General features: G+C 63.5%; 20 protein-coding genes and 1 pseudogene. 9 read left to right on the forward strand and 12 right to left on the reverse strand.

Going from position 1 to position 21,324, the window contains the following annotated elements; translation table 11 throughout:
- Position 1: 1 nt before the first annotated feature.
- Positions 2–613 carry a DUF4136 domain-containing protein gene (locus tag VRB54_RS02895; RefSeq protein WP_338479460.1) on the forward strand — a complete coding sequence of 204 codons (612 nt, stop codon included), beginning with the start codon at positions 2–4 and terminating at the stop codon, positions 611–613.
- 23 nt (positions 614–636) lie between these two features.
- Entirely contained in the window at positions 637–1,194 is a 558-nt protein-coding gene (locus tag VRB54_RS02900; protein ID WP_338479461.1) for a DUF4136 domain-containing protein, read from the forward strand.
- 62 nt (positions 1,195–1,256) lie between these two features.
- Here VRB54_RS02900 and VRB54_RS02905 read toward each other — a convergent pair whose 3' ends face one another.
- Together VRB54_RS02905 and VRB54_RS02910 are read right to left on the reverse strand one after the other, a co-directional pair.
- Entirely contained in the window at positions 1,257–2,105 is an 849-nt protein-coding gene (locus VRB54_RS02905) for a MaoC family dehydratase (protein ID WP_338479462.1), read from the reverse strand.
- Between the two features lie 2 nt (positions 2,106–2,107).
- Positions 2,108–3,451, reverse strand: coding sequence for a 3-oxoacyl-ACP reductase (locus VRB54_RS02910; protein ID WP_338479463.1), 1,344 nt, complete (start codon positions 3,449–3,451; stop codon positions 2,108–2,110).
- A gap of 105 nt (positions 3,452–3,556) precedes the next feature.
- Between VRB54_RS02910 and VRB54_RS02915 the strand changes: the two genes are divergently transcribed.
- Together VRB54_RS02915 and VRB54_RS02920 are read left to right on the forward strand one after the other, a co-directional pair.
- Positions 3,557–4,834: an acetyl-CoA C-acetyltransferase gene (locus tag VRB54_RS02915; RefSeq protein ID WP_338479465.1), complete on the forward strand. Its 1,278-nt coding sequence runs from the start codon at positions 3,557–3,559 to the stop codon at positions 4,832–4,834.
- Positions 4,835–4,968: 134 nt separating this feature from the next.
- Entirely contained in the window at positions 4,969–5,868 is a 900-nt protein-coding gene (locus VRB54_RS02920; protein ID WP_338479466.1) for a PA4780 family RIO1-like protein kinase, read from the forward strand.
- 339 nt (positions 5,869–6,207) lie between these two features.
- Here VRB54_RS02920 and cueR read toward each other — a convergent pair whose 3' ends face one another.
- The 3 genes from cueR to VRB54_RS02935 form a co-directional block, all read right to left on the reverse strand.
- The gene (gene cueR / locus VRB54_RS02925; protein WP_338479467.1) at positions 6,208–6,609 is read right to left on the reverse strand and encodes a Cu(I)-responsive transcriptional regulator; all 402 of its coding nucleotides are present in this window, start codon (positions 6,607–6,609) and stop codon (positions 6,208–6,210) included.
- Positions 6,606–8,798: a heavy metal translocating P-type ATPase gene (locus VRB54_RS02930; protein ID WP_338479468.1), complete on the reverse strand. Its 2,193-nt coding sequence runs from the start codon at positions 8,796–8,798 to the stop codon at positions 6,606–6,608. Before VRB54_RS02930 ends, cueR begins: the two co-directional genes overlap by 4 nt.
- A 70-nt stretch (positions 8,799–8,868) precedes the next feature.
- On the reverse strand, positions 8,869–9,249 hold the full coding sequence (locus tag VRB54_RS02935) for a hypothetical protein (protein ID WP_003233137.1): 381 nt from the start codon (positions 9,247–9,249) through the stop codon (positions 8,869–8,871).
- Positions 9,250–9,453: 204 nt separating this feature from the next.
- On the opposite strand from VRB54_RS02935, the gene VRB54_RS02940 reads away from it, so the two are divergent.
- Positions 9,454–10,647, forward strand: coding sequence for a multidrug effflux MFS transporter (locus VRB54_RS02940; RefSeq protein WP_209988152.1), 1,194 nt, complete (start codon positions 9,454–9,456; stop codon positions 10,645–10,647).
- Positions 10,648–10,651: 4 nt separating this feature from the next.
- Here the strand turns inward: VRB54_RS02940 and VRB54_RS02945 are convergent, their stop codons facing one another.
- Together VRB54_RS02945 and VRB54_RS02950 are read right to left on the reverse strand one after the other, a co-directional pair.
- On the reverse strand, positions 10,652–11,665 hold the full coding sequence (locus VRB54_RS02945) for a zinc-binding alcohol dehydrogenase family protein (protein ID WP_338479469.1): 1,014 nt from the start codon (positions 11,663–11,665) through the stop codon (positions 10,652–10,654).
- A gap of 37 nt (positions 11,666–11,702) precedes the next feature.
- A complete protein-coding gene (locus VRB54_RS02950) occupies positions 11,703–11,996 on the reverse strand; it encodes a putative quinol monooxygenase (protein WP_231422446.1) in 294 nt (97 codons plus the stop codon).
- Positions 11,997–12,113: 117 nt separating this feature from the next.
- Between VRB54_RS02950 and VRB54_RS02955 the strand changes: the two genes are divergently transcribed.
- From VRB54_RS02955 to VRB54_RS02965, 3 genes and pseudogenes are all read left to right on the forward strand, one after another.
- On the forward strand, positions 12,114–13,025 hold the full coding sequence (locus VRB54_RS02955) for a LysR family transcriptional regulator (protein WP_338479470.1): 912 nt from the start codon (positions 12,114–12,116) through the stop codon (positions 13,023–13,025).
- Between the two features lie 152 nt (positions 13,026–13,177).
- Complete coding sequence (locus VRB54_RS02960) at positions 13,178–13,873, forward strand: helix-turn-helix transcriptional regulator (RefSeq protein WP_338479471.1); 696 nt, start codon at positions 13,178–13,180, stop codon at positions 13,871–13,873.
- A gap of 105 nt (positions 13,874–13,978) precedes the next feature.
- Positions 13,979–15,348: pseudogene (locus tag VRB54_RS02965) on the forward strand (MFS transporter).
- A gap of 66 nt (positions 15,349–15,414) precedes the next feature.
- On the opposite strand, the gene VRB54_RS02970 reads toward VRB54_RS02965, so the two are convergent.
- Entirely contained in the window at positions 15,415–16,368 is a 954-nt protein-coding gene (locus VRB54_RS02970) for an adenosine deaminase (protein WP_338479472.1), read from the reverse strand.
- A 193-nt stretch (positions 16,369–16,561) separates the two neighbouring features.
- Between VRB54_RS02970 and VRB54_RS02975 the strand changes: the two genes are divergently transcribed.
- A complete protein-coding gene (locus VRB54_RS02975) occupies positions 16,562–17,653 on the forward strand; it encodes a calcium:proton antiporter (RefSeq protein WP_338479473.1) in 1,092 nt (363 codons plus the stop codon).
- 123 nt (positions 17,654–17,776) lie between these two features.
- Here the strand turns inward: VRB54_RS02975 and VRB54_RS02980 are convergent, their stop codons facing one another.
- The 4 genes from VRB54_RS02980 to VRB54_RS02995 form a co-directional block, all read right to left on the reverse strand.
- The gene (locus VRB54_RS02980; RefSeq protein WP_338481040.1) at positions 17,777–19,117 is read right to left on the reverse strand and encodes an 8-oxoguanine deaminase; all 1,341 of its coding nucleotides are present in this window, start codon (positions 19,115–19,117) and stop codon (positions 17,777–17,779) included.
- 138 nt (positions 19,118–19,255) lie between these two features.
- Positions 19,256–19,942: an SDR family oxidoreductase gene (locus VRB54_RS02985; RefSeq protein ID WP_338479474.1), complete on the reverse strand. Its 687-nt coding sequence runs from the start codon at positions 19,940–19,942 to the stop codon at positions 19,256–19,258.
- A gap of 54 nt (positions 19,943–19,996) precedes the next feature.
- Positions 19,997–20,578: a YigZ family protein gene (locus VRB54_RS02990; protein ID WP_338479475.1), complete on the reverse strand. Its 582-nt coding sequence runs from the start codon at positions 20,576–20,578 to the stop codon at positions 19,997–19,999.
- A 12-nt stretch (positions 20,579–20,590) separates the two neighbouring features.
- Positions 20,591–21,250, reverse strand: coding sequence for a TetR/AcrR family transcriptional regulator (locus VRB54_RS02995; protein WP_003233113.1), 660 nt, complete (start codon positions 21,248–21,250; stop codon positions 20,591–20,593).
- Positions 21,251–21,324 lie beyond the last annotated feature (74 nt).

Below are 21,324 nucleotides of genomic sequence, written 5' to 3' on the forward strand. Positions count from 1 at the left end.
AATGCGTCGTCTCGGTTTGATCCTGTTATCCCTGGGATTGGGCGCCTGTTCCAGCCCCAACCCTTACGTGGCCAGTTCGGCGCCGATGCCGCCGGCACCTGCGCAGGCGGCCAACGTGTTCGATGCCAGCGCGTATCCGGCGCCCGTGCGCGACTACGGCGCCTACCGCAATTGGGCCTGGCGCAACGGCCAGCTCCCGGCGGGCAGTGCCTGGGCGGATTCGGCGCAGATTGCCGAGGCGGTCAGCGGTGCGCTGGACCAGCGTGGCTTGCGCCCGTTGCACGACAACCGTGCGCCGGACTTGCTGGTCAGCGCCGACGTGCACACGGAAAAGCGCCTGCGACAGGTGCGCGATGACTATGGCTACGGCGGTGGCGGCTACGGCGGCTACAACCGCTATGGCAATGGCTACGGAATGTACAACTCGGCGCCGTTGGTGCGCACCTATGAAGTGCAAGTGGTTGTGGTGCGGGTCGACCTGTTCGACGCGCGCAGCGGCCAGCCGGTGTGGAGTGCCAGCGCGGAAACCGGTAGCTCGGGCAGCCTGGGCGAGCGCGCCGATGCATTGCGCCAGGCGGTGCAAAAGGCGCTGACGGCGTATCCTCCGCATTAACGCTAGGGTCTGGGAGAATCACCATGTTTGGACGTATCGCTGCGCTTGCCGTTGTCCTGCTGCTGGGCGGTTGCCAGAGCGGCCAGGTCAACCACGATTTTGACGCCAGCCGAGACTTCGGCGCCTACCGCAGCTGGGCCTGGAAAGACCCGGCCCTGCAATACAGCCCGGATGATCCGCGCATCAAGAGCGACCTCACCGAACAGCGCATCCGTCAGGCCGTGGGCGAGCAACTGGACCAGCGCGGCCTGCGCGCTGCCGCGCCAGGCGCGCGGGCCGACCTGCGTGTGCAGGCCTATCTGATCGTCGAAGATCGCCAACAACAAGTCACCACCCATTACGGCGGCCCGTGGGGCAACCCGTGGAACGGCTACTGGGGCGCGCCGATGTACAACGAAACGCGCAACCTCACCTATAAGGTGGCGACCCTGCAGATCGACCTGCTTGACGGCAAGGACGGCAAGCTGGTGTGGCGCGGCAGCGACGAGCAACTGATGGCCAGCTCGCCCAATCCGCAGGACCGCGATAAAGCCATACGCACCACGGTGGCGCGAATCCTCTCGAGCTACCCGCCCCGTTAAAGACACCCCAGCTCCAGCATGTGAGTGGGGTTCATGTGGGAGGGGCAAGCCCCCTCCCACATTCAAGCAATGGGTCGCCAGGTGCCGACCATGTGCTCGATATCCCCTGCGCCTTTCAACTGCAATTCGCCGCTTGTCCCGGTGGGGCTGGCAGATAGCGTCACCTCGCCGGGCAGACGCACCGGCTTTTTGAACTCGACGTCGATCTCCACATTCGCCGCAGGCAAGTGCTCACCCAGCGCGGCAAGCATGCGCGCCTTGTTCCACAAGCCATGGGCGATGGCCTGGGGGAAGCCGAACAGTTTGGCGGTGAGCGCGCTCAGGTGGATCGGGTTGTAGTCACCGGACACCCGCGCATAGCGTCGGCCGATGTCGGCCGGAGCTTTCCAGCGAGTCAGTTCGCCGACGTCCACGGGTGCAGGCCGCGTGTCATCCGGCGCTTCACCGTCGAGCTTGACGCCTCGGCACAGCATGCGGCTCTCGGCTTGCCACAGCAGGCCGAGGGCATCGTGGGCGGTGGTCACCAGATCGAAAGTGGCACCCTTGGCGTGGGGCTGGAGGTTTTCGGCATGCACTGCCAGGGTCAGCTCGCTGACACTGCCCAAGGGCCGATGCAGACGAATGCGATTACTCAGGTGGATCAGCCCCAGCAAGGGGAACGGGAACTGCTGGTCGGTGAGCAGTTGCATTTGCAGGCCGAACGCGAGGATATGCGGGTAAGTCGCCGGCAATATCGGCCCGTCGGCAAAACCGCAGACCTTGCGATACGCCGCCACGTGCCGGGGGTCAAGGCTGACTCGGCAGCGCAGGCCCTTGTCGGGCAGCGTGCTGCCGCTGATCTTGCGCTTGAGCGCCGCGCGCCAGTACAGCGGCGGAAGAAACGGCGGACTGTCCAGTGTTTGCCAATCCATGCTTACGCTCCCAGAAGACTTTGCCCACAGACCCGCAGGGCCTGGCCGGTGACCGCGCCGGATCCCGGCTGGCCAAGCCATGCCACGGCTTCGGCGACATCCTGGGGCAGGCCGCCCTGGCCCAGTGAACTCATGCGTCGCCCGGCCTCACGCAGGCCGAACGGAATATGCGCGGTCATCTGGGTTTCGATAAACCCCGGCGCCACGGCATTGATGCTGATGCCTCGTTGCTGCAACAGCGGCGCCCAGGCCTGGGCCAGGCCGATCAGGCCGGCCTTGCTCGCGGCGTAGTTGGTCTGCCCGCGGTTGCCGGCGATGCCGCTGATGGAGGCCAGCAGCACCACGCGCGCGTTGTCGTGCAGGGTGCCGCTGTCGAGCAGGGCCTTGGTCAGCACCTGCGGCGCATTGAGATTGACCGCCAGCACGGCGTCCCAGTATTCCGGGGTCATGTTGGCCAGGGTCTTGTCGCGGGTGATGCCGGCGTTGTGCACCAGGATGTCGACGCCGTCGGGCAGGTGTTCGATCAACTGGGCGGCGGCGTCTTCGGCGCAGATATCCAGGGTGATGGTGCGCGCGCTGAGGCGCGCGGCCAGGGCGTCGAGGTCGGCCTTGGCCTGGGGCACGTCCAGCAGGATCACCTCGGCGCCATCGCGGGCCAGGGTTTCGGCGATGGAGGCGCCAATCCCGCGCGCGGCGCCGGTGACCAGTGCCTTGCGCCCGGCCAGTGGCCGCGTCCAGTCCTCCACTGGCGTTGCGCAGGCTTGCAGGCGCAGCACCTGGCCCGAAATGTAGGCGCTTTTGGGCGAGAGGAAGAACCTCAGCGCACCTTCCAACTGGTCTTCAGCCCCCTCACCGACATACAGCAACTGCAGCACACCGCCGCTGCGCAGCTCCTTGGCCAGGGAACGGCTGAACCCTTCGAGGGCGCGCTGGGCGCTGGCGGCAAACGGATCGCCGAGGCTTTCCGGCGCGCGACCGAGGATCACCAGGTGGGCGCTGTGGTCGAGGTTCTTGAGAAGCGGCTGGAAGAACTCGCGCAGTTGCTTGAGCTGATTGGTGTGCTGCAAGCCGCTGGCGTCGAACACCACCGCCTTGAGTTTGGGACCGTGGCCGGGAATCCAGGTCGAGGCCTCGGTGCCATAGCGGTAAGTGGCGTCGGTAAATTTGTGGGCAAAGGCCTGCACCTTGTCGGCCAGCGCGCCGCCGCTCAGCAACAGCGCTCCCTCCACCGGACGCAGGCGCCCGGCTTGCCAGCGTTCCAGGCGCACCGGTGACGGCAGGCCAATGGCGGCGACCAGGCGATGGCCGAGGCTTGAGTTGGCGAAGTCGATATAACGGTCAGACATGGAACGCTCTCCGAAGGCTGGGGTTCAAAAGGTTGACCATTCCAGGGTAGCAGTCGTTCGACTAGGCTCAGTGATCCAGCCCGCAACCGACAGAGGGAGCTTCTTATGACTCAATTGCGCCGTGTGGCGATCATTGGCGGTAACCGTATTCCGTTCGCCCGCTCCAATGGCCCTTACGCCACGGCGAGCAACCAGGCGATGCTGACCGCTGCATTGGAAGGCCTGATCGAACGCTACGACCTGCACGGCCAGCGCATTGGCGAAGTGGTTGCCGGCGCTGTGCTCAAGCATTCGCGCGACTTCAACCTCACCCGCGAGTGCGTCCTGGGCTCGCGGCTGTCGCCGCAGACGCCGGCCTATGACATCCAGCAGGCCTGCGGCACGGGGTTGGAGGCGGCGTTGCTGGTGGCCAACAAGATCGCTCTGGGCCAGATCGAGTGCGGTATTGCCGGCGGCGTCGACACTACCTCGGACGCGCCGATTGGCGTGAATGAAGAGCTGCGCAAGATCCTGCTGCAGGCCAATCGCGCCAGGTCCATGGCGGATAAATTAAAAGTCCTGTTACAACTTCGCCCGCAGCACCTCAAGCCCGAGCTGCCGCGCAATGGTGAACCGCGCACCAAGATGTCGATGGGCCAGCACTGTGAATTGATGGCGCAGACCTGGCAGATCCCTCGCGCCGAGCAGGACCAGTTGGCCCTTGAGAGTCACCGGAAAATGGCCGCGGCCTATGCCGAAGGCTGGCACAACGATTTGCTCACACCGTTTATGGGGCTCACCCGTGACAACAACCTGCGCCCCGACCTGACCCTGGAAAAACTCGCCGCACTCAAGCCTGCCTTCGAGCGCAGTGAAAAGGGCACGCTCACCGCCGGCAACTCCACGCCGCTCACCGATGGTGCATCCCTGGTGTTGCTGGGCAGCGAAGCCTGGGCCCGTGAGCGCGGCTTGCCGATTCTGGCGTACCTGCGCGACGGCGAAGCGGCGGCGGTGGATTTCGTCAACGGCGCCGAGGGCCTGTTGATGGCGCCGGTGTACGCGGTGCCGCGTCTGTTGGCGAGGAATGGTCTGACGCTGCAGGACTTTGATTACTACGAAATCCACGAAGCGTTCGCCGCCCAGGTGCTGTGCACGCTCAAGGCCTGGGAAGACGCCGACTATTGCAGGACGCACCTGGGGCTGGACGCGCCGCTGGGGGCTATCGACCGCCGCCGGCTGAACGTCAAGGGCAGCTCCCTGGCCGCCGGGCACCCGTTTGCGGCCACCGGTGGGCGGATCGTCGCCAACCTGGCCAAGTTGCTCGACGCAGCGGGCAAGGGGCGCGGGCTGATTTCGATCTGTGCTGCGGGCGGGCAGGGCGTTACCGCCATCATTGAACGTTGATGGGCGGTTAAATTGGCACACAGGATGCATTCTTGGGTGGTCAAAGGTCGGTCGCCTCTCCCACCGGCGCGCCGATTGCCGTATAACGAGTGCCATACGCGTATTTGGTAATAAAGGACCCACAATAAAAGCTGATGAAGACTCCTAAACGCATTGAACCCCTGATCGAAGACGGTCTGGTCGACGAAGTGCTGCGCCCTCTGATGAGTGGTAAAGAAGCAGCTGTTTATGTGGTGCGCTGCGGCAACGAATTGCGTTGCGCCAAGGTTTACAAGGAGGCGAATAAACGAAGTTTTCGTCAGGCGTCCGAATACCAGGAGGGCCGCAAGGTCCGCAACAGCCGCCAGGCCCGGGCCATGGCCAAGGGCTCCAAGTTCGGCAAGAAAGAAACCGAAGACGCCTGGCAGAACGCGGAAGTGGCGGCATTGTTCCGTCTGGCCGGTGCGGGCGTTCGCGTGCCCAAGCCGTACGACTTCCTCGAAGGCGTGCTGTTGATGGAACTGGTGGCTGATGAATACGGTGATGCGGCGCCGCGTCTGAACGACGTGACCCTGGACCCGGATCAGGCGCGCGAATACCACGCCTTCCTGATCTCCCAGATCGTACTGATGCTGTGTACCGGCCTGGTGCACGGTGACCTGTCCGAGTTCAACGTACTGCTCACGCCTGCGGGCCCGGTGATCATCGACCTGCCCCAGGCGGTGGATGCGGCGGGCAACAACCACGCGTTCAGCATGCTCGAGCGCGATGTGGGCAACATGGCGTCCTACTTCGGGCGCTTTGCCCCGGAGTTGAAGGCGACCAAATACGCCAAGGAAATGTGGGCGTTGTACGAAGCCGGCACCCTGCACCCGGCCAGTGTATTGACCGGTGAGTTCGACGAGCCGGAAGAGCTGGCGGACGTGGGCGGTGTGATCCGCGAGATCGAAGCGGCGCGGCTGGACGAAGCGCGCAAGCAGGCGATTCGGGCGGCGGATGATGCGCCACCGAGCAAGGGATCCGACGAGCCACCGCCGCCGCCTTGGATGCAGTGATCTTTGGCTGTATAGCCATCAACTGTGGGAGGCTCCGTCAAGTCTTCGACTTGGCGCTGTCGCACAGCAAACTGGACTCTCTGTGGCGAGCGGGCTTTTTGTGGCGAGCGGGCTTGTCCCGCGTTGGGGCGCGCAGCGCCCCCAATCAAGGAAAGCGCGGTGTACCTTGCACTGCGCGGAGCATGGTTTTGGGGCTGCTGCGCAGCCCAACGCGGGGCAAGCCCGCTCGCCACAGGAATGTGGCTGACTGAAATTTCAGGCTTTAAAAATCAAAAAGTTATTTTGTGTTTGATTTGATAAGAGGGAGCTTTGCCCCTCCCACATTGATTGCGCGTGCGATCAGTTGCAGCAACTGCCTGACGCCAATTCCTTGAGGATCGGGCAGTCCGGCCTGTGGTCGCCCTGGCAGTGATCCATCAGGTCCTGCAAGGTGTCGCGCAGTTGCCCAAGCTCCAGAATCTTCTGGTTCAACGCCTCGATATGCTGACGCGCCAGTGCCTTTACATCGGCGCTGGCGCGTTGCCGGTCCTGCCACAGGGTCAGCAACTTGCCGACCTCTTCCAATGAAAACCCAAGGTCCCGCGAGCGTTTAATGAACGCCAGGGTGTGCAGGTCCTGCGCGCCGTATACGCGGTAGCCACTGTCGGTGCGCTGGGCGGCTTCGAGCAGGCCGATGGATTCGTAGTAGCGAATCATCTTTGCGCTCAGGCCACTGTGGCGAGCGGCTTGGCCGATGTTCATGGGTGTTTTTCCTCCAGGTGTTGCGGTTTCCAGGTGTTCAACAGTAGCGCATTGCTCACCACGCTGACGCTGGACAAGGCCATCGCCGCGCCGGCAATCACCGGGTTGAGCAGGCCGAATGCCGCCAGCGGAATGCCGATCACGTTAAACACAAAGGCCCAGAACAGGTTCTGGCGGATTTTTGCACAGGTTTTGCGGCAGATCTGCAGCGCCGCCGGCACCAGGCGTGGGTCGCCGCGCATCAGGGTGATACCGGCGGCGTGCATGGCCACATCGGTGCCGCCGCCCATGGCAATGCCGATATCGGCAGCGGCCAGGGCCGGGGCGTCGTTGATGCCGTCGCCGATCATGGCCACTACGCCGGTTTTTTTCAGTTGCGCGATGATGGCGGCTTTCTCGCCGGGCAGCACCTGTGCGTACACGTCCTCAATGCCCAGCGCCTGAGCCACGGCCTGCGCGCTGCCGCGATTGTCGCCGGTGAGCAAGTGGCCGCCGATGTGTTGCGCCTTGAGCGCCTGCACCGCCGCCAGCGCGCCGGGCTTGAGCGTATCGCCAAAGGCGAACAGCCCGAGCACGCGCGGTTGCGCACTTTGTTCGATCATCCAGGACAGGGTGCGGCCTTCGGCTTCCCAAGCGCTGGCGCGGGTTGCCAGTTCGCCTTCGCTCAAGCCGTGTTCTTGCAGCATGCGCGTGTTGCCCAGCGCCAGTTGCCGACCGTCAACGGTGCCGGTCATGCCGCGCCCGGTGAGGGATTGGCTGGCACTCGCGTCAGCGACGGGCAGACCCTGTTCGTTGCAAGCGTCCAGCACCGCCTTGGCCAACGGGTGCTGGCTGCCACGTTGCAACGCACCAGCCTGCTGCAGCAACTGCGACTCGTTGCCCTCCACCGCCACCAGGTGCGCGATGGTTGGCGCGCCGCTGGTGAGGGTGCCGGTCTTGTCGAACACCACGGTGCTTACGGCATGGGCGCGCTCCAGCGCTTCGGCGTCCTTGATCAGAATGCCGTGACGCGCGGCGACGCCGGTGCCGGCCATGATCGCGGTGGGCGTGGCCAACCCCAGGGCGCAGGGGCAGGCGATCACCAGCACGGCGACCGCATTGATGATCGCGGTTTCCAGCGGCGCGCCGTACAGCCACCAGCCCACCAGGGTGACCAACGCCAGCGTCAGCACCGCCGGGACGAACACCTGGCTGACTTTATCCACCTGTTTCTGGATGGGGGCCTTCGCCGCCTGGGCGTCTTCCACCAGGCGAATGATCCGCGCCAGCACGCTTTCTGCGCCAAGGGCCAGGGTGCGCACCAGCAGGCGGCCTTCGCCATTGATGGCGCCGCCGGTAACCTTGTCGCCCGATTGCTTGGGCACCGGCAGGCTTTCACCGCTGATCAGCGCTTCGTCGGCGTGGCTATGACCGTCCACCACTTCACCGTCCACCGGGAAGCGCTCGCCGGGCTTGACCATGACCAGGTCGTGGCGCTTGAGCTGGTGGATGGCGACGCTTTCTTCACGTCCGTCCCGCACGCGCACCGCCCGCTCCGGGCGCAGGGCCTCCAGGGCGCGGATGGCGCTGGCGGTTTGACGCTTGGCGCGGCTTTCCAGGTGTTTGCCGAGCAGCACCAGGGCGATCACCACCGCAGATGCTTCGAAATACAAGTGCGGCGCGGTGGCGGTCAGCCATTGATGGACGCTCAGGCCATACGCGGCGCTGGTGCCAATGGCCACCAGCAGGTCCATGTTGCCGCTGCCGGCCCGCACGGCCTTCCACGCGGCGCTGTAAAAGCGCGCACCGAGGATGAACTGCACCGGCGTGGCCAGGGCGAACTGCGCCCAGGCCGGGAGCATCCAGTGCAGGCCGAAGGGTTGCACCAGCATCGGCAGCACCAGGGGCAACGCCAGCGCAATCGCCAGCAGCAACGCCCAACGCTCGCGGTGCAAGCGCCGGGCCTGGTCGGCCTGAGTATCCATGTCGGATTGGGGCAGGGTGGCGGTGTAGCCGGCCTTGTCGATGGCGGCGATCAATACGCCAGGGTCCATTGGGCCGAGCACTTGGACATGGGCGCGCTCGCTGGCCAGGTTGACGCTGACGCTTTGTACACCCGGCACCTGGCCCAGCGCGCGTTCGACCCGGCCGGCACAGCTGGCGCAACTCATGCCGCTGATGGGCAGGTCGAAGGTGGTGGATCGGTTCATGGGGCAATCCTCCAAGGGAAGTTGCCCCAAGCATCAACCTTGACCTGTGGGGAAGGTCAAGGTCGATGTTTCAGTAATCGAGTTCGGCCGCCTTGAGGTACATGCCGTCCGGCCCCTGGGCGATACGCAACTTGCGTATGTCGCCGGCCTTGAGCGTGATGTTCTGCGCGGGCGGCGCAAGCAGGCCCGGCAGGCAACCCGGGGTCTGGCCCGGCAGTAGCTTGAGACGCAGCGACACATCGCCCGGCGGCAGGTTGAATGAGGTGGACTCTTCCTGGAACAGGCGGCCGGCCAGTTGGTCCTGGATGTAGAGGCCGATTTCGCAGGTGGTCGGCACTTCCAGGCGTTCACGGGAAATGATCAGCACTGCGTAATCCTGTGCGGCACTGGCCAGGGGCGCAGCGGTAGACAGGCTCAGCAGGCCGGCAACGGCGAAATACGACCAGCGCATGGCGAATGCTCCGTGGTTCAGATGCAAAGATAGGTGCAGCTTGGCCGACCGCGCGTGCAAATACCAGCCCGGCCGATGTTGCTGGAACTTGATGGGAAGAAGGCTACAGGGGCGTCTGAACTTCAATAGTTAGCGAGCTATCGTTCTATCCAAGAAACTCACCCGCAGCTAGACTATCGGGCTGCCGACTCACTTGGGTGTCTGATGAACCTTCGCATAATCCTGATCCTAGGCGCCTTGAGCGCCTTCGCGCCGTTGTCGATCGATTTTTACCTGCCGGGCTTTCCGGCGATGGCCACGGCGTTTGCCACCGATGAAAAACATATCCAGCTGACCCTGGCGGTGTATTTCGCAGGCCTGGCCATTGGTCAATTGATCTACGGCCCGCTGGCCGACCGCTTCGGGCGCCGGGTGCCGCTGCTCAGCGGTGTAATCCTGTTTACCCTAGCGTCTTGCGCCTGTGCCTATGCGCCGTCCCTGGAATGGCTGATCGGCGCGCGCTTCGTGCAGGCCCTGGGCGGGTGCGCGGGCATGGTGATTTCCCGCGCGGTGGTCAGTGACAAGTGCGATGCCATAGGCTCGGCCAAGGTGTATTCGCAACTGATGCTGGTGACCGGCCTGGCGCCGATCCTGGCGCCGTTGGCGGGCGGGGTCATGGTCGGCTTGTGGGGCTGGCAGTCGATCTTTCTGGCGTTGTCGCTGTTCAGCGCACTGGCCGCCATCGCGGTGGCGGTGGGGTTGCCGGAAACCTTCCCGGCCCATCAGGCGCGTCAACCATTGTCCGGTTCGTTGCGTCGCTACGCCGCGTTGCTCTCGGACCGCGTCTACCTGGGTTACGCGCTGACTGGCGGTATCTCGATTGCCGGCATGTTTGCCTACATCGCCGGTTCGCCTTTCGTCTTCATCAAGCTCTATGGCGTGGCGCCCGAGCACTACGGCTGGCTGTTCGGCTCCAATGCGGCGGGCTTTATCCTGATGGCGCAGGTGAATGCGCGGCTGCTGGCCAAGCGTGGGCCGGCGTTCCTGTTGTCGCGTACCGTATGGTTGTATGCGTTGGCGGCGCTGACGCTGTTGGGCATCGCCGCGTTGCGCACCGAAGCGCTGTGGCCGTTGCTGGTGCCGCTGTTTATCTGCATCGCCAGCCTGGGCTGTATTTTGCCGAACACCTCGGCCTGTGCCATGACCGGGCAGGGCGCCCGGGCCGGCAGTGCTTCGGCGTTGCTGGGGTGTATTCAGTTCGGCGTGGCGGCGGGGGCCGCGTCGTTGGTGGGGGTGTTACACGATGGCACCGCGCTGCCGATGGCGATGGTCATCAGCCTGTGCGGTGTACTCGCGGTGACCATTGCCGTGTCGACCCAGCGCCTGCAACGGGCGCGGGCCGAGCAGGCGCAGGTCTGACCGATCAGAACCCTTCGAGCACGATCTTGCCCTTGGCCTTGCCGCTTTCGAGCAACGCGTGGGCGCGGCGCAGGTTGTCAGCGTTGATCACGCCGAAGTGCTCGCCCAGTGTGGTTTTCAGGGTGCCGTCGTCGATCAGGTCGGCGACGCGGTTGAGCAGGTTGTGTTGCTCGATCATGTCCGGTGTTTCGAACATCGAGCGGGTGTACATGAACTCCCAGTGCAGCGACAGGCTCTTGCGCTTGAGCGTGCTCACGTCCAGCGCCTTGGGGTCGTCGATCAGCGCCAGTTTGCCCTGGGGTTGCAGCGCTTCCACCAGTTGATCCAGGTGATGCTCGGTCTGGGTCAGGCTGGCGACGTGGGTCACCTGCGGGTGGCCGGCCTGTTGCAGGGCCTGGCTCAGCGGTTGGCTATGGTCGATCACCAGGTGGGCGCCGAGGTCTTTGGCCCAGGCCTGGGTTTCCGGGCGCGAGGCGGTGCCGATCACTTTCAGTGCGGTAAGCCGGCTGGCCAGTTGGGTGAGGATCGAGCCCACGCCCCCGGCGGCGCCGACGATCAGTAGGCTCTGGCCTTCATCTGTTTGACCTTCACGCACCTGCAGGCGCTCGAACAGCAGTTCCCAGGCGGTGATGGCGGTCAGTGGCAGTGCGGCCGCCTCGGCGAAACTCAGGCTTTTGGGCATGTGCCCGACGATACGTTCGTCGACGGTGTGCAGCTCGCTGTTGCCGCCCTGGCGCACCAGGGAGCCGGCGTAGAACACCTTGTCACCGGGCTTGAACAGCGTCACGTCGCTGCCGACCGCCTTGACCACGCCCGCCACGTCCCAGCCCAGCACCTTGGCGGCGCCGTCTTCCGGGGCGACGTTCTGGCGGATCTTGGTATCGACCGGGTTGACCGAGATGGCTTTGACTTCCACCAGCAGGTCGCGCGGGCCGGCGACGGGTTCGGGCAGTTCGATGTCCTGCAGGGATTTTGGATCGTTGATCGGCAGTGAAGCGTAATAGGCGATGGCTTTCATGGGGGCTCCGCAAAAGGGTGATGGGAAGGTGCGGTGATCAGGCGAGCAATGTCAGGCGCTTGAGTTCGAAATGTTCGATCACATCGGCGGCCTTGGCGCGAAAGCTCTGGATATGTGCACTCTGGTCGTGGTCGGCCAGGGCGGCGTCGTCGCTCCAGCGTTCGAGCATGTAGAAGGTCTGCGGGTGTTGGAGGTCCTGGTGCAGGTCGTATTGCTCGCAACCGGCTTCAAGGCGGGTGGGCTCCAACAGCTCGCGCAGGAGTTTTTCCAGGGTGTCCTGCTGGTCTGGCTTGGCGATCAGCGTGGCAATGACGTTAAAGGCGGTGGACATGGTCGACTCCAGATACGTGATGAGCGGGATGCACAGATGATTGGCTATTTGCAGGGCGGATAAAAGCCGCTAAAACAGAGGTCTGTTTCAATAAAATTTTGATAATGGATGGGTTTGATGCTGCGTTTTGATGATTTGCAGCTGTTTGTGCGCGCCGCGGACCTGGGCAGTCTGTCGGCGGCGGCGCGGGTGATGGACCTGTCACCGGCAGTGGCCAGTGCCGCCCTCAAGCGCATCGAGCAGCAACTGGGCGCGCGCTTGCTGGCGCGTTCCACCCGCAGCCTGCGCCTGACGGCCGAGGGTGAGGGCTTTCTGGACTACGCGCGCACCGCGTTGGGCGCGCTGGAGGACGGTCGGCGTCATCTGGCCAGCGGCCAGGACCACTTCAGCGGTGTGCTGCAACTGTCGGCGCCTTCGGATTTCGGCCGCAACCTGCTGTTGCCGTGGCTGGATGAGTTCCAGCGCGAGCACCCGCAACTGAATATCCGTCTGCTGCTGGGCGACCGTATTGCCGACCTGTTTCGCCAGCCGGTGGACATTGCCCTGCGCTATGGCGAGCCCGAGGATTCCAGCCTGGTCGCGCTGCCTGTTGCGCCGGACAATATCCGCGTGCTTTGCGCCGCGCCCAGCTATCTCGCGCGGCATGGCGAGCCGCAGCAGCTGGAGCAACTGGCCCAGCACAATTGCCTGCTGTACATGCTCGGCACCCGCGTGCACGATCAATGGGGCTTTAACGACGGCAAGCGCAAGGTCGGCCTGACGGTTACGGGGGATCGCTTCAGTGACGACGCCGATGTGGTACGGCGCTGGGCAGTGGCGGGCATGGGCATTGCCTACAAGTCCTGGCTGGATGTGAGTGCCGATGTGCTGGCCGGGCGCCTGCGGCTGATCCTGCCGGCGCTGCGCGGCGAGGGCACGCCCCTCAATCTGCTGTGTGCGCACCGTGCGCAATTGAGCAAGCCCATCAACCTGCTGCGGGAAATGCTCGTGTCCCGCTGTGCGACATTGACGGCGCAAATGCCCGGATGAATGCGTGCTACGTAAAACCTTCCATCAATGCCGGAAATTTCACTCAGCTCATGTCCCTATCCATGCTGTAAGACCCCATGGAACCGGCACTTTGTGTGCCTGTACTCTGGCGGCAACCGCATCAGAAAAATGCGTCAACAGGGAGTGGATAGATGGAACAGGCACCATGCATCAGTCGTATTGCCAGCTTGCTGGCCGAGCCCAAACGCACCGCCATGCTCTGGGCATTGATGGACGGTTCGGCCAGATCGTCGGAGGAATTGGCGACGCTGGCGGGCGTGTCGTCGACTTCGGCCAATGCGCACCTGGCGCGACTGACCGGCAGCGGCCTGCTGCGGGTCGAGGTGCGGCGTGGCCGGCGCCTCTTCCGCGTTGCCGCCGCCGACGTCAGCCTGGCCATCGATGCCCTGGCCAGCACCACCATGGCCAGTGCCGCGCGTTGTTCACCCCAGGTGGCGCCCGTGTCGTTGTCAGCGCCGGCGCTGCTGCGCCACGCGCGTTTGTGTCACGGCCATCTGGGCGGTGAACTGGCGGCGCAGTTGTACCAACGGATGATAGCGGCGGGGTGGATCGAGCGTTGTGAGCAGCGCGTCGAAGTCACGCTCAAGGGCGGGCAGCAACTGGCCGGTCTGGGGATTTTCACCCAGGCGCTGAGCACGCCGCTGGTGTGTGATTGTTTCGATTGGAGTCAGCAGCAACCGCACCTGGGCGGCGCTTTGGGGGCGGGGCTGATGCAACTGTTTTTGCAGTCGAACTGGATCCGCGCCACGCATGAGTCGCGCGGCCTGTTGGTAAGCCCCGCCGGGCTGCTGGAAATCGCCCGCCTGGCCGAACCGGGCCAGGCCTGAGACGGTTGGCGTCGTTCAGGGTTTCAGTCAGGTCGCATCCAGCAATAGCCCGCCAATACGATGCCGCACACTCGCCGAGGGGAATTTCACACGGTGGGGTGCAGCATGGGCAGGCAAGGCTATAGCGCGGCGGAACGGCTGGAACGGTTACCTTTGAGCGGCTATCACCGCGTCATCTTTATCATCATCGCCCTGGCGTTTTTCTTCGACTCCATGGACCTGGCGATGATGACCTTTCTGTTGGGCTCGATCAAAACCGAGTTTGGCCTGAGCACGGCCCAGGCCGGGTTGCTCGCCAGCTCGAGTTTTTTGGCATGGTGGTGGGCGCGTCCCTGTCCGGCATGCTGGCGGACCGCTTCGGCCGCAAGCCAGTGTTCCAGTGGAGCATCGTGCTGTGGGGCCTGGCCAGCTACCTGTGTTCCACGGCGCAGACGGTGGAGGCGCTGACCTTGTTCCGTGTGCTGCTGGGCATCGGCATGGGCATGGAGTTTCCGATTGCCCAGTCGATGCTGTCGGAGCTGATTCCCGCCAAGCGGCGCGGGCGCTACATCGCCTTGATGGACGGCTTCTGGCCGCTGGGTTTTGTGGCCGCCGGGGTGCTGTCTTACTTCCTGTTGCCGGTGATTGGCTGGCGCGACATCTTCCTGGTGCTGGCAGTGCCGGCGGTGTTCGTCCTGGCGATCCGCTTCTTTATCCCGGAATCGCCGCGCTGGCTGGAGCAGGCCGGGCGGCATGCGGCGGCGGACAAGGTGTTGCTGGGGATCGAGCAGAAGGTGCGCGATTCGCTGGGCCGCGCGGACTTGCCCGAACCGATTGCATTGCCACGGGTTGAGAGTGCGCCGGGCACGTTCTTCTCTGCATTCCACCAACTGTGGTCGGCGCAGTACCGCCAGCGCACGATGATGATCTGGAGCGTGTGGTTCTTTGCGCTGCTCGGGTTCTACGGGTTGACCTCGTGGCTGAGCGCGCTGCTGCAACAGTCGGGGTTTGCGGTGACACAGTCGGTGTATTACACGGTGATCATTTCCCTGGGCGGAATTCCCGGCTTCCTGATGGCGGCCTGGCTGGTAGAGCGCTGGGGGCGCAAACCGGTGTGTGTGGTGACGCTGCTCGGCGGCGGGGTGATGGCGTTTCTCTACGGACAAAGCGCGGTGTTTGGCGGCAACGTCGGCCTGCTGATCACCTCGGGGCTGCTGATGCAGTTCTTCCTGTTTGGCATGTGGGCGGTGCTGTACACCTACACGCCGGAGCTTTACCCCACGTCGGCGCGTGCGACAGGCTCCGGATTTGCCTCGGCCATCGGCCGGGTCGGCTCGCTGCTCGGGCCGTTGGTGACTGGGCTGGTATTCCCGATAACCGGGCAAGGCGGGGTGTTTGCCCTGGGCGCGCTGTGCTTTGCCGTGGCGGCACTGGTGGTGTGGGTGTTCGGAATGGAGACGAAGGGCAAGACCCTGGAAGAACTCACCGAAGCCTGAAGAACACTGCAAACCGGAATGTGGGAGGGAGCAAGCCCCCTTCCACATTTGGTTTTATTGATTAAGTTATGGCTTGATCAACCGCGCATCCAGGCTGTTCTGCGCCAGGCGTTTGGCCTGGTCCTGGGTCATGCCCAGGCTGGTGTACAGCGCATGGAAGTTCTCGGTGACATAACCGCCGAAGTACGCCGGGTCATCGGAGTTCACCGTCACTTTCACACCGCGCTCGAGCATGTCGAGGATGTTGTGCTGGGCCATGTCGTCGAATACGCAGAGCTTGGTGTTGGACAACGGGCACACGGTCAGCGGGATCTGTTCGTCGATGATGCGCTGCATCAGGCGTTCGTCTTCGATGGCGCGCACGCCATGGTCGATGCGCTGGATTTTCAACAGGTCGATGGCTTCCCAGATGTACTCGGGCGGGCCTTCTTCGCCGGCGTGGGCCACGGTGAGGAAGCCTTCGCCACGGGCGCGCTCGAACACGCGCTGGAACTTGCTCGGCGGGTGACCCATTTCCGAACTGTCCAGACCCACGGCCACGAATGCGTCACGGAACGGCAGCGCCTGGTCGAGGGTTTTTTCGGCTTCGGCTTCGCTCAGGTGGCGCAGGAAGCTGAGGATCAGGCCGCTGGTGATGCCCAGTTGCTGCTCACCGTCCTTGAGTGCGGCAGCGATGCCATTGAGCACCACTTCAAAGGGGATGCCACGGTCTGTGTGGGTTTGCGGGTCGAAGAACGGTTCGGTGTGGATCACGTTCTGTGCCTTGCAGCGCAGCAGGTAGGCCCAGGTCAGGTCGTAGAAGTCCTGGGAGGTGCGCAACACATCGGCGCCCTTGTAATACAGGTCGAGAAACTCCTGCAGGTTGTTGAAGGCGTAAGCCTCGCGCAGGGCTTCGACGTCGTTCCACGGCAGCGCAATCTTGTTACGTTCGGCCAGGGCGAACAGCAGCTCAGGCTCCAGCGAGCCCTCCAGGTGCAGGTGCAATTCGGCCTTGGGCAGGGCGTTGAGCCAATCGTACATAGTCAAATTCTCATCAGGTGCAATGGCGGCATTCTACAGGCCATGGCAGAAATAATCGGCAAAACCTGACCGGCAGGAGAGTATTCCTATTATTCGCGCAAGGGCGACTTGAACTAAGGTGTAACGAAACGTTAGCGGCGCGATGCAGTCTGTACCCCATCAATGACTGATTTGCCCTACCAGAAGGCCCGCAATGCTTACCTCACTCAAGCAAGAAAAATTCATGCTGCTGGCGCTGATTGCCGCCATCGCCGCCTACCCGCTGGAGCACTGGATGCTGCACAGCGGGCAGGTCGTGGCGCTGGTGGCGGGCGTGGTGTTGATCGGCTTTATCGTCATGGCCTCGATGCGCGTCGCGCACCATGCCGAGCAATTGGCGGAGAAGGTCGGCGACCCCTACGGCACCATGATCCTGACGCTGGCCGCCGTGCTGGTGGAGGTGGTGATCCTGGCCATCATGATGAGCAACGAGCCGTCGCCCACGTTGGTGCGCGACACCATTTATTCGGCGGTGATGCTGGATATCAACGGCATCCTCGGCCTGGCCGCGCTGATGGGCGGCATCAAGCACGGTGAGCAGTCCTACAACGATGACTCGGCGCGCACCTACAGCGTGATGATCCTGACCGCTATGGGCGTGTCGATGGTGGTGCCGGAATTTATTCCCCAGGCCGACTGGAAGATTTACTCGGCGTTCACCATCGGCGCGATGGTGGTGCTCTACACCTTGTTTCTGCGCATGCAGGTCGGGCCGCACAGTTATTTCTTCAGCTACAGCTACCCGGAAAAACGCCGCAAGAAACTGCCGGAAGTCGAACATGAGGCGCCGGTGAGCCTGGCGTTTTCCATCGGCACCCTGGTGTTCGGTGTGATCGTGATTGGCGCGCTGGCCGAAGTGATGTCCAAGACCCTCGACCTGGGCCTGGAAGGCACGGGCGCACCGCCGGTGATCACGGCGATTGTGGTGGCGGCCATTTCCGCGGCGCCGGAGATCCTGACCGCATTGCGTGCGGCGCTGGCCAATCGCATGCAGTCGGTGGTGAACATTGCCTTGGGTGCTTCGTTGTCGACGGTGATTCTGACCGTACCGGTGATGGAGGCCATGGCGCTCTACAGCGGCCAGCCGTTCCAGATGGCGATGACCCCGGTGCAGACAGTGATGGTGTTTATCACGCTGATCGTGAGTGCGATCAACCTCAACGATGGCGAAACCAATGCGATCGAAGGGATGACGCACTTTGTGCTGTTTGCGACGTTCATCATGTTGTCGCTGCTCGGACTTTAAGCACCGCATAACGGATGTGGGAGGGGGCTTGGTCCCGATAGCAGTGGATCAGTCAGCTTATCTGGTAGCTGACATACCGCCATCGGGAGCAAGCCCCCTACCGCATTTTGAACAGTGTCTGGCTCAGGTCCCGGCGATCAACTGCCGCGCGGCCTGGGTGTGATCGGCGATCAGGCCCTTGAGGTCGAGGCCTTCGATCTGACCGTCGATGACGCGCCACTTGCCGCCCACCATCACCCGATCAGCCCGGTCGGCGCCACACAGCAGCAGCGCCGAAATCGGGTCATGGCTGCCGGAAAAACGCAGCTCATCAAGCTTGAACAGCGCCAGGTCTGCCTGTTTGCCTACGGCCAATTCGCCGATATCCGTACGTCCCAATAACTGCGCCGAGCCTTTGGTCGCCCAGCCAAGCACACCTTCGGGGGTGATTTTTTCGGCGCCGTAACGCAGGCGCTGGATATACAACGCCTGGCGCGTCTCGAGGATCATGTTCGACGCATCGTTGGACGCCGAGCCGTCCACGCCAAGGCCAATGGGCGCGCCGGCGGCGAGCAGGTCAAGGGTGGGGCAGATGCCGGACGCCAGGCGCATGTTTGAGCTGGGGCAATGGCAGATGCCGGTGCCGGCCGCGCCCAGGCGTGCGATTTCATCCGGGTTGAAGTGAATGCCATGGGCCAGCCAGGTGCGCGGGCCAAGCCAGCCGACGCTGTCGAGGTAATCCACGGTGCGCAGGCCGAAGCGTTGCAGGCAGAAATCTTCTTCGTCGAGGGTTTCCGCCAGGTGCGTGTGCAGGCGTACATCGAGTTGACTGGCCAACTCGGCGCTGGCTTGCATGATTTCGCGGGTGACGGAGAACGGTGAGCAGGGCGCCAGGGCAATCTGGATCTGCGCGCCGTCGCCGCGTTCGTGATAGTCGCGGATCAGGCGCTGGCTGTCGTCGAGAATCACCTGGCCTTGTTGCACGGTCTGTTGCGGCGGCAGGCCGCCGTCTGCTTCGCCCAGGCTCATGGAACCGCGAGTGAGCATGGCGCGCATGCCCAGTTCGCGCACGCTTTGCACTTGCACGTCAATGGCGTGCTCCAGGCCGTCGGGAAACAGGTAATGGTGGTCGGCGGCGGTGGTACAGCCGGAGAGTAGCAGTTCGGCGAGGGCGACTTTGGATGCCAGCGCGAGCTTTTGCGGCGTCAGCCGCGCCCACACCGGGTAGAGGGTTTTCAGCCAGGGGAACAACGGCTGGTTGACCACCGGTGCCCAGGCGCGGGTCAGGGTCTGGTAGAAGTGGTGATGGGTGTTGATCAGGCCCGGCAGGATCACGTGCTCGCGGGCGTCGAACACCTGTGTGCAGGGATGTGCGGGCGCCTGGCCGTGGGCCAGTACTTCGCTGATCACACCGTCTTGCAGCACCAGGCCGCCACGGGCATCGAGGCCATTGGCGGTAAATATCGCGAGGGGGTTTTTAACCAGATACGGGTCGCAGGCATTGGCCGGCTCCTCTGAATGATGGGTTCAGGTTTGCCAGCTCAGTGTTGCCCTGTCTGCTGATCCAGGGTCGCCGGGGAGGGCGAGGTGCTGGAGCGAGCAAGCTCGCTCCAGGCGGGAAGATTACCAGGCGATGGTGTCGCCCTTGTAGTCCACGAAGTGATGACCGCCTTTGCCGGTGTAGGCATTTACCTGGTCCACCAGGTCGCGCACGCTGGTGTCGACATCGATGTGCGCGTTCTCACCGCCCATGTCGGTCTTCACCCAACCCGGATGCAGCGACAGCACGGTGAGTTTTTTTCCGCCCAGTTGGGTGACGAAACTGTTGGTCATGGAGTTGAGCGCGGCCTTGCTGGCTTTGTACAGCGCCATATCCGAACCGTCCGGGATGGTCACGCTGCCCAGCACCGAACTCATGAACGCCAGCACACCACTGTCCTTGCGGATTTGCCCGACAAAGCGCTGAGCCAGGTTGATCGGCGCCACGGCGTTGGTAAAAAACAGCTGGCCGACCTGCGCCAGGGTGGCGTGGCCCGGTTCCTGGTTGTCCGGGCCCTTGACGCCGGCGTTGACGAACAGCAGGTCGAAGGTGCGGTCCTTGAGACGCTGGCTCAGGGCGATCACGGCTTGTTGATCGTCCATGTCCAGTTTTTCGATCTGTACCGGGCCGACGGCCTTCAGGGCATCGGCCTTGCTCGGGTCGCGCACGGTGGCAGTGACGTCCCAGCCGTCCTGCAGCAATTGCTTGACCAGGCCAAGGCCCAGGCCGCGCGAGGCGCCGATGATCAGTGCGGTTTTTTGCGTAGACATGAAAAGCTTCCTTTGCAGTAGCGGTTCAGGGTGCAGTGGGCAACAGTAGCAGGTTCAGCGTTGTAGCAGGATACGGCCACGGCTCAGATCGGCCAGTTGGGTCTGCAGGGTATCGATGTGCGCTTCGCCCAGGGCCAGTTGCAGCTCGACACCGTTGGCGGTGAAACTTTCTTCCACGATCAGCCCGTCCAGTTCGGCCACGCGCAGCTTGACCAGGTTCAGTTCGGAGAAGCCGCAGGCGCAACTCAGCGCCACACGGCTGATCAGCTCGATGCGTTCGGCCGTTTGCAGGCACTTGTTGGCGCCGCCGCCATAGGCGCGGGCCAGCCCGCCGGTGCCCAGTTGAATGCCGCCGTACCAGCGGATCACCAGCACCGCGACCTGATCGAACCCTTGCGCCTCGATGGCAGCGAGTATCGGGCGCCCGGCGGTGCCACCGGGTTCGCCGTCGTCGTTGCTGCGGTATTGATCGGCCAGTTTCCAGGCCCAGCAGTTGTGGGTGGCGTTGAGGTCACTGTGGTGCTCGATAAACGCCTGAGCGTCCTGCGCAGTGGTGATCGGCGCGGCCAAGGTAATAAAGCGGCTTTTGCGTATTTCTTCGCGAAATTCGCAAAGGCCGGTCAGCGTGTAAGGCATAAGTCGCTTCGTTTATTGGGCTGGCTTGATGCCACAGCCTTTGAGAATGATGTGGATCAGGTTGGTGCCGGCCTCTTCCATGTCCTGCTTGGTCAGCCGGGTGCGACCGGTGACGCGGCAGATCTGGGTAGCGAAGTCGGCGTAGTGCTGGGTGCTGCCCCACAGCAGGAAGATCAGGTGCACAGGGTCGATCGGGTCCATTTTGCCGGCGTCGATCCAGGCCTGGAATACCGCCGCACGGCCGCTGAACCAGGCGCGGTAGTCCTGGCTGAAATATTCGGTGAGGCATTCGCCGCCGCTGATGATCTCCATCGCGAAGATCCGCGAGGCCTGGGGCTGGCGCCGAGAGAATTCCATCTTGGTGCGGATGTAGCGAGTGAGCGCCACGGCGGGGTCGTCCTCGGCGGTCAGCGCGTTGAAGGTGCTGTCCCACAGTTCGAGGATATTGCTGAGCACTGCGATATACAGGCCCAGCTTGTTGGTGAAGTAGTAATGCAGGTTGGCTTTGGGCAATCCGGCACTGGCCGCGATGGTGTTCATGCTCGTGCCCTTGTAGCCATGGCGCGCGAACTCATCTTCAGCAGCCCGCAGAATCGCTTGTTCGTTCTTTTGCCGAATGCGGCTGGCAGGTTTACCGGCGTGGTTGCTGTGGGCAGGAACTTCGAGGCTCATGGAGGTTTCCGTGCTGATCGATAGAGACGACGTGTGCACAGATAACCCACCCTCAAGCCTCAGACAAGTCCTGA

Source organism: Pseudomonas trivialis, assembly GCF_036864995.1.
Taxonomy (GTDB): Bacteria; Pseudomonadota; Gammaproteobacteria; order Pseudomonadales; family Pseudomonadaceae; genus Aquipseudomonas; species Aquipseudomonas trivialis.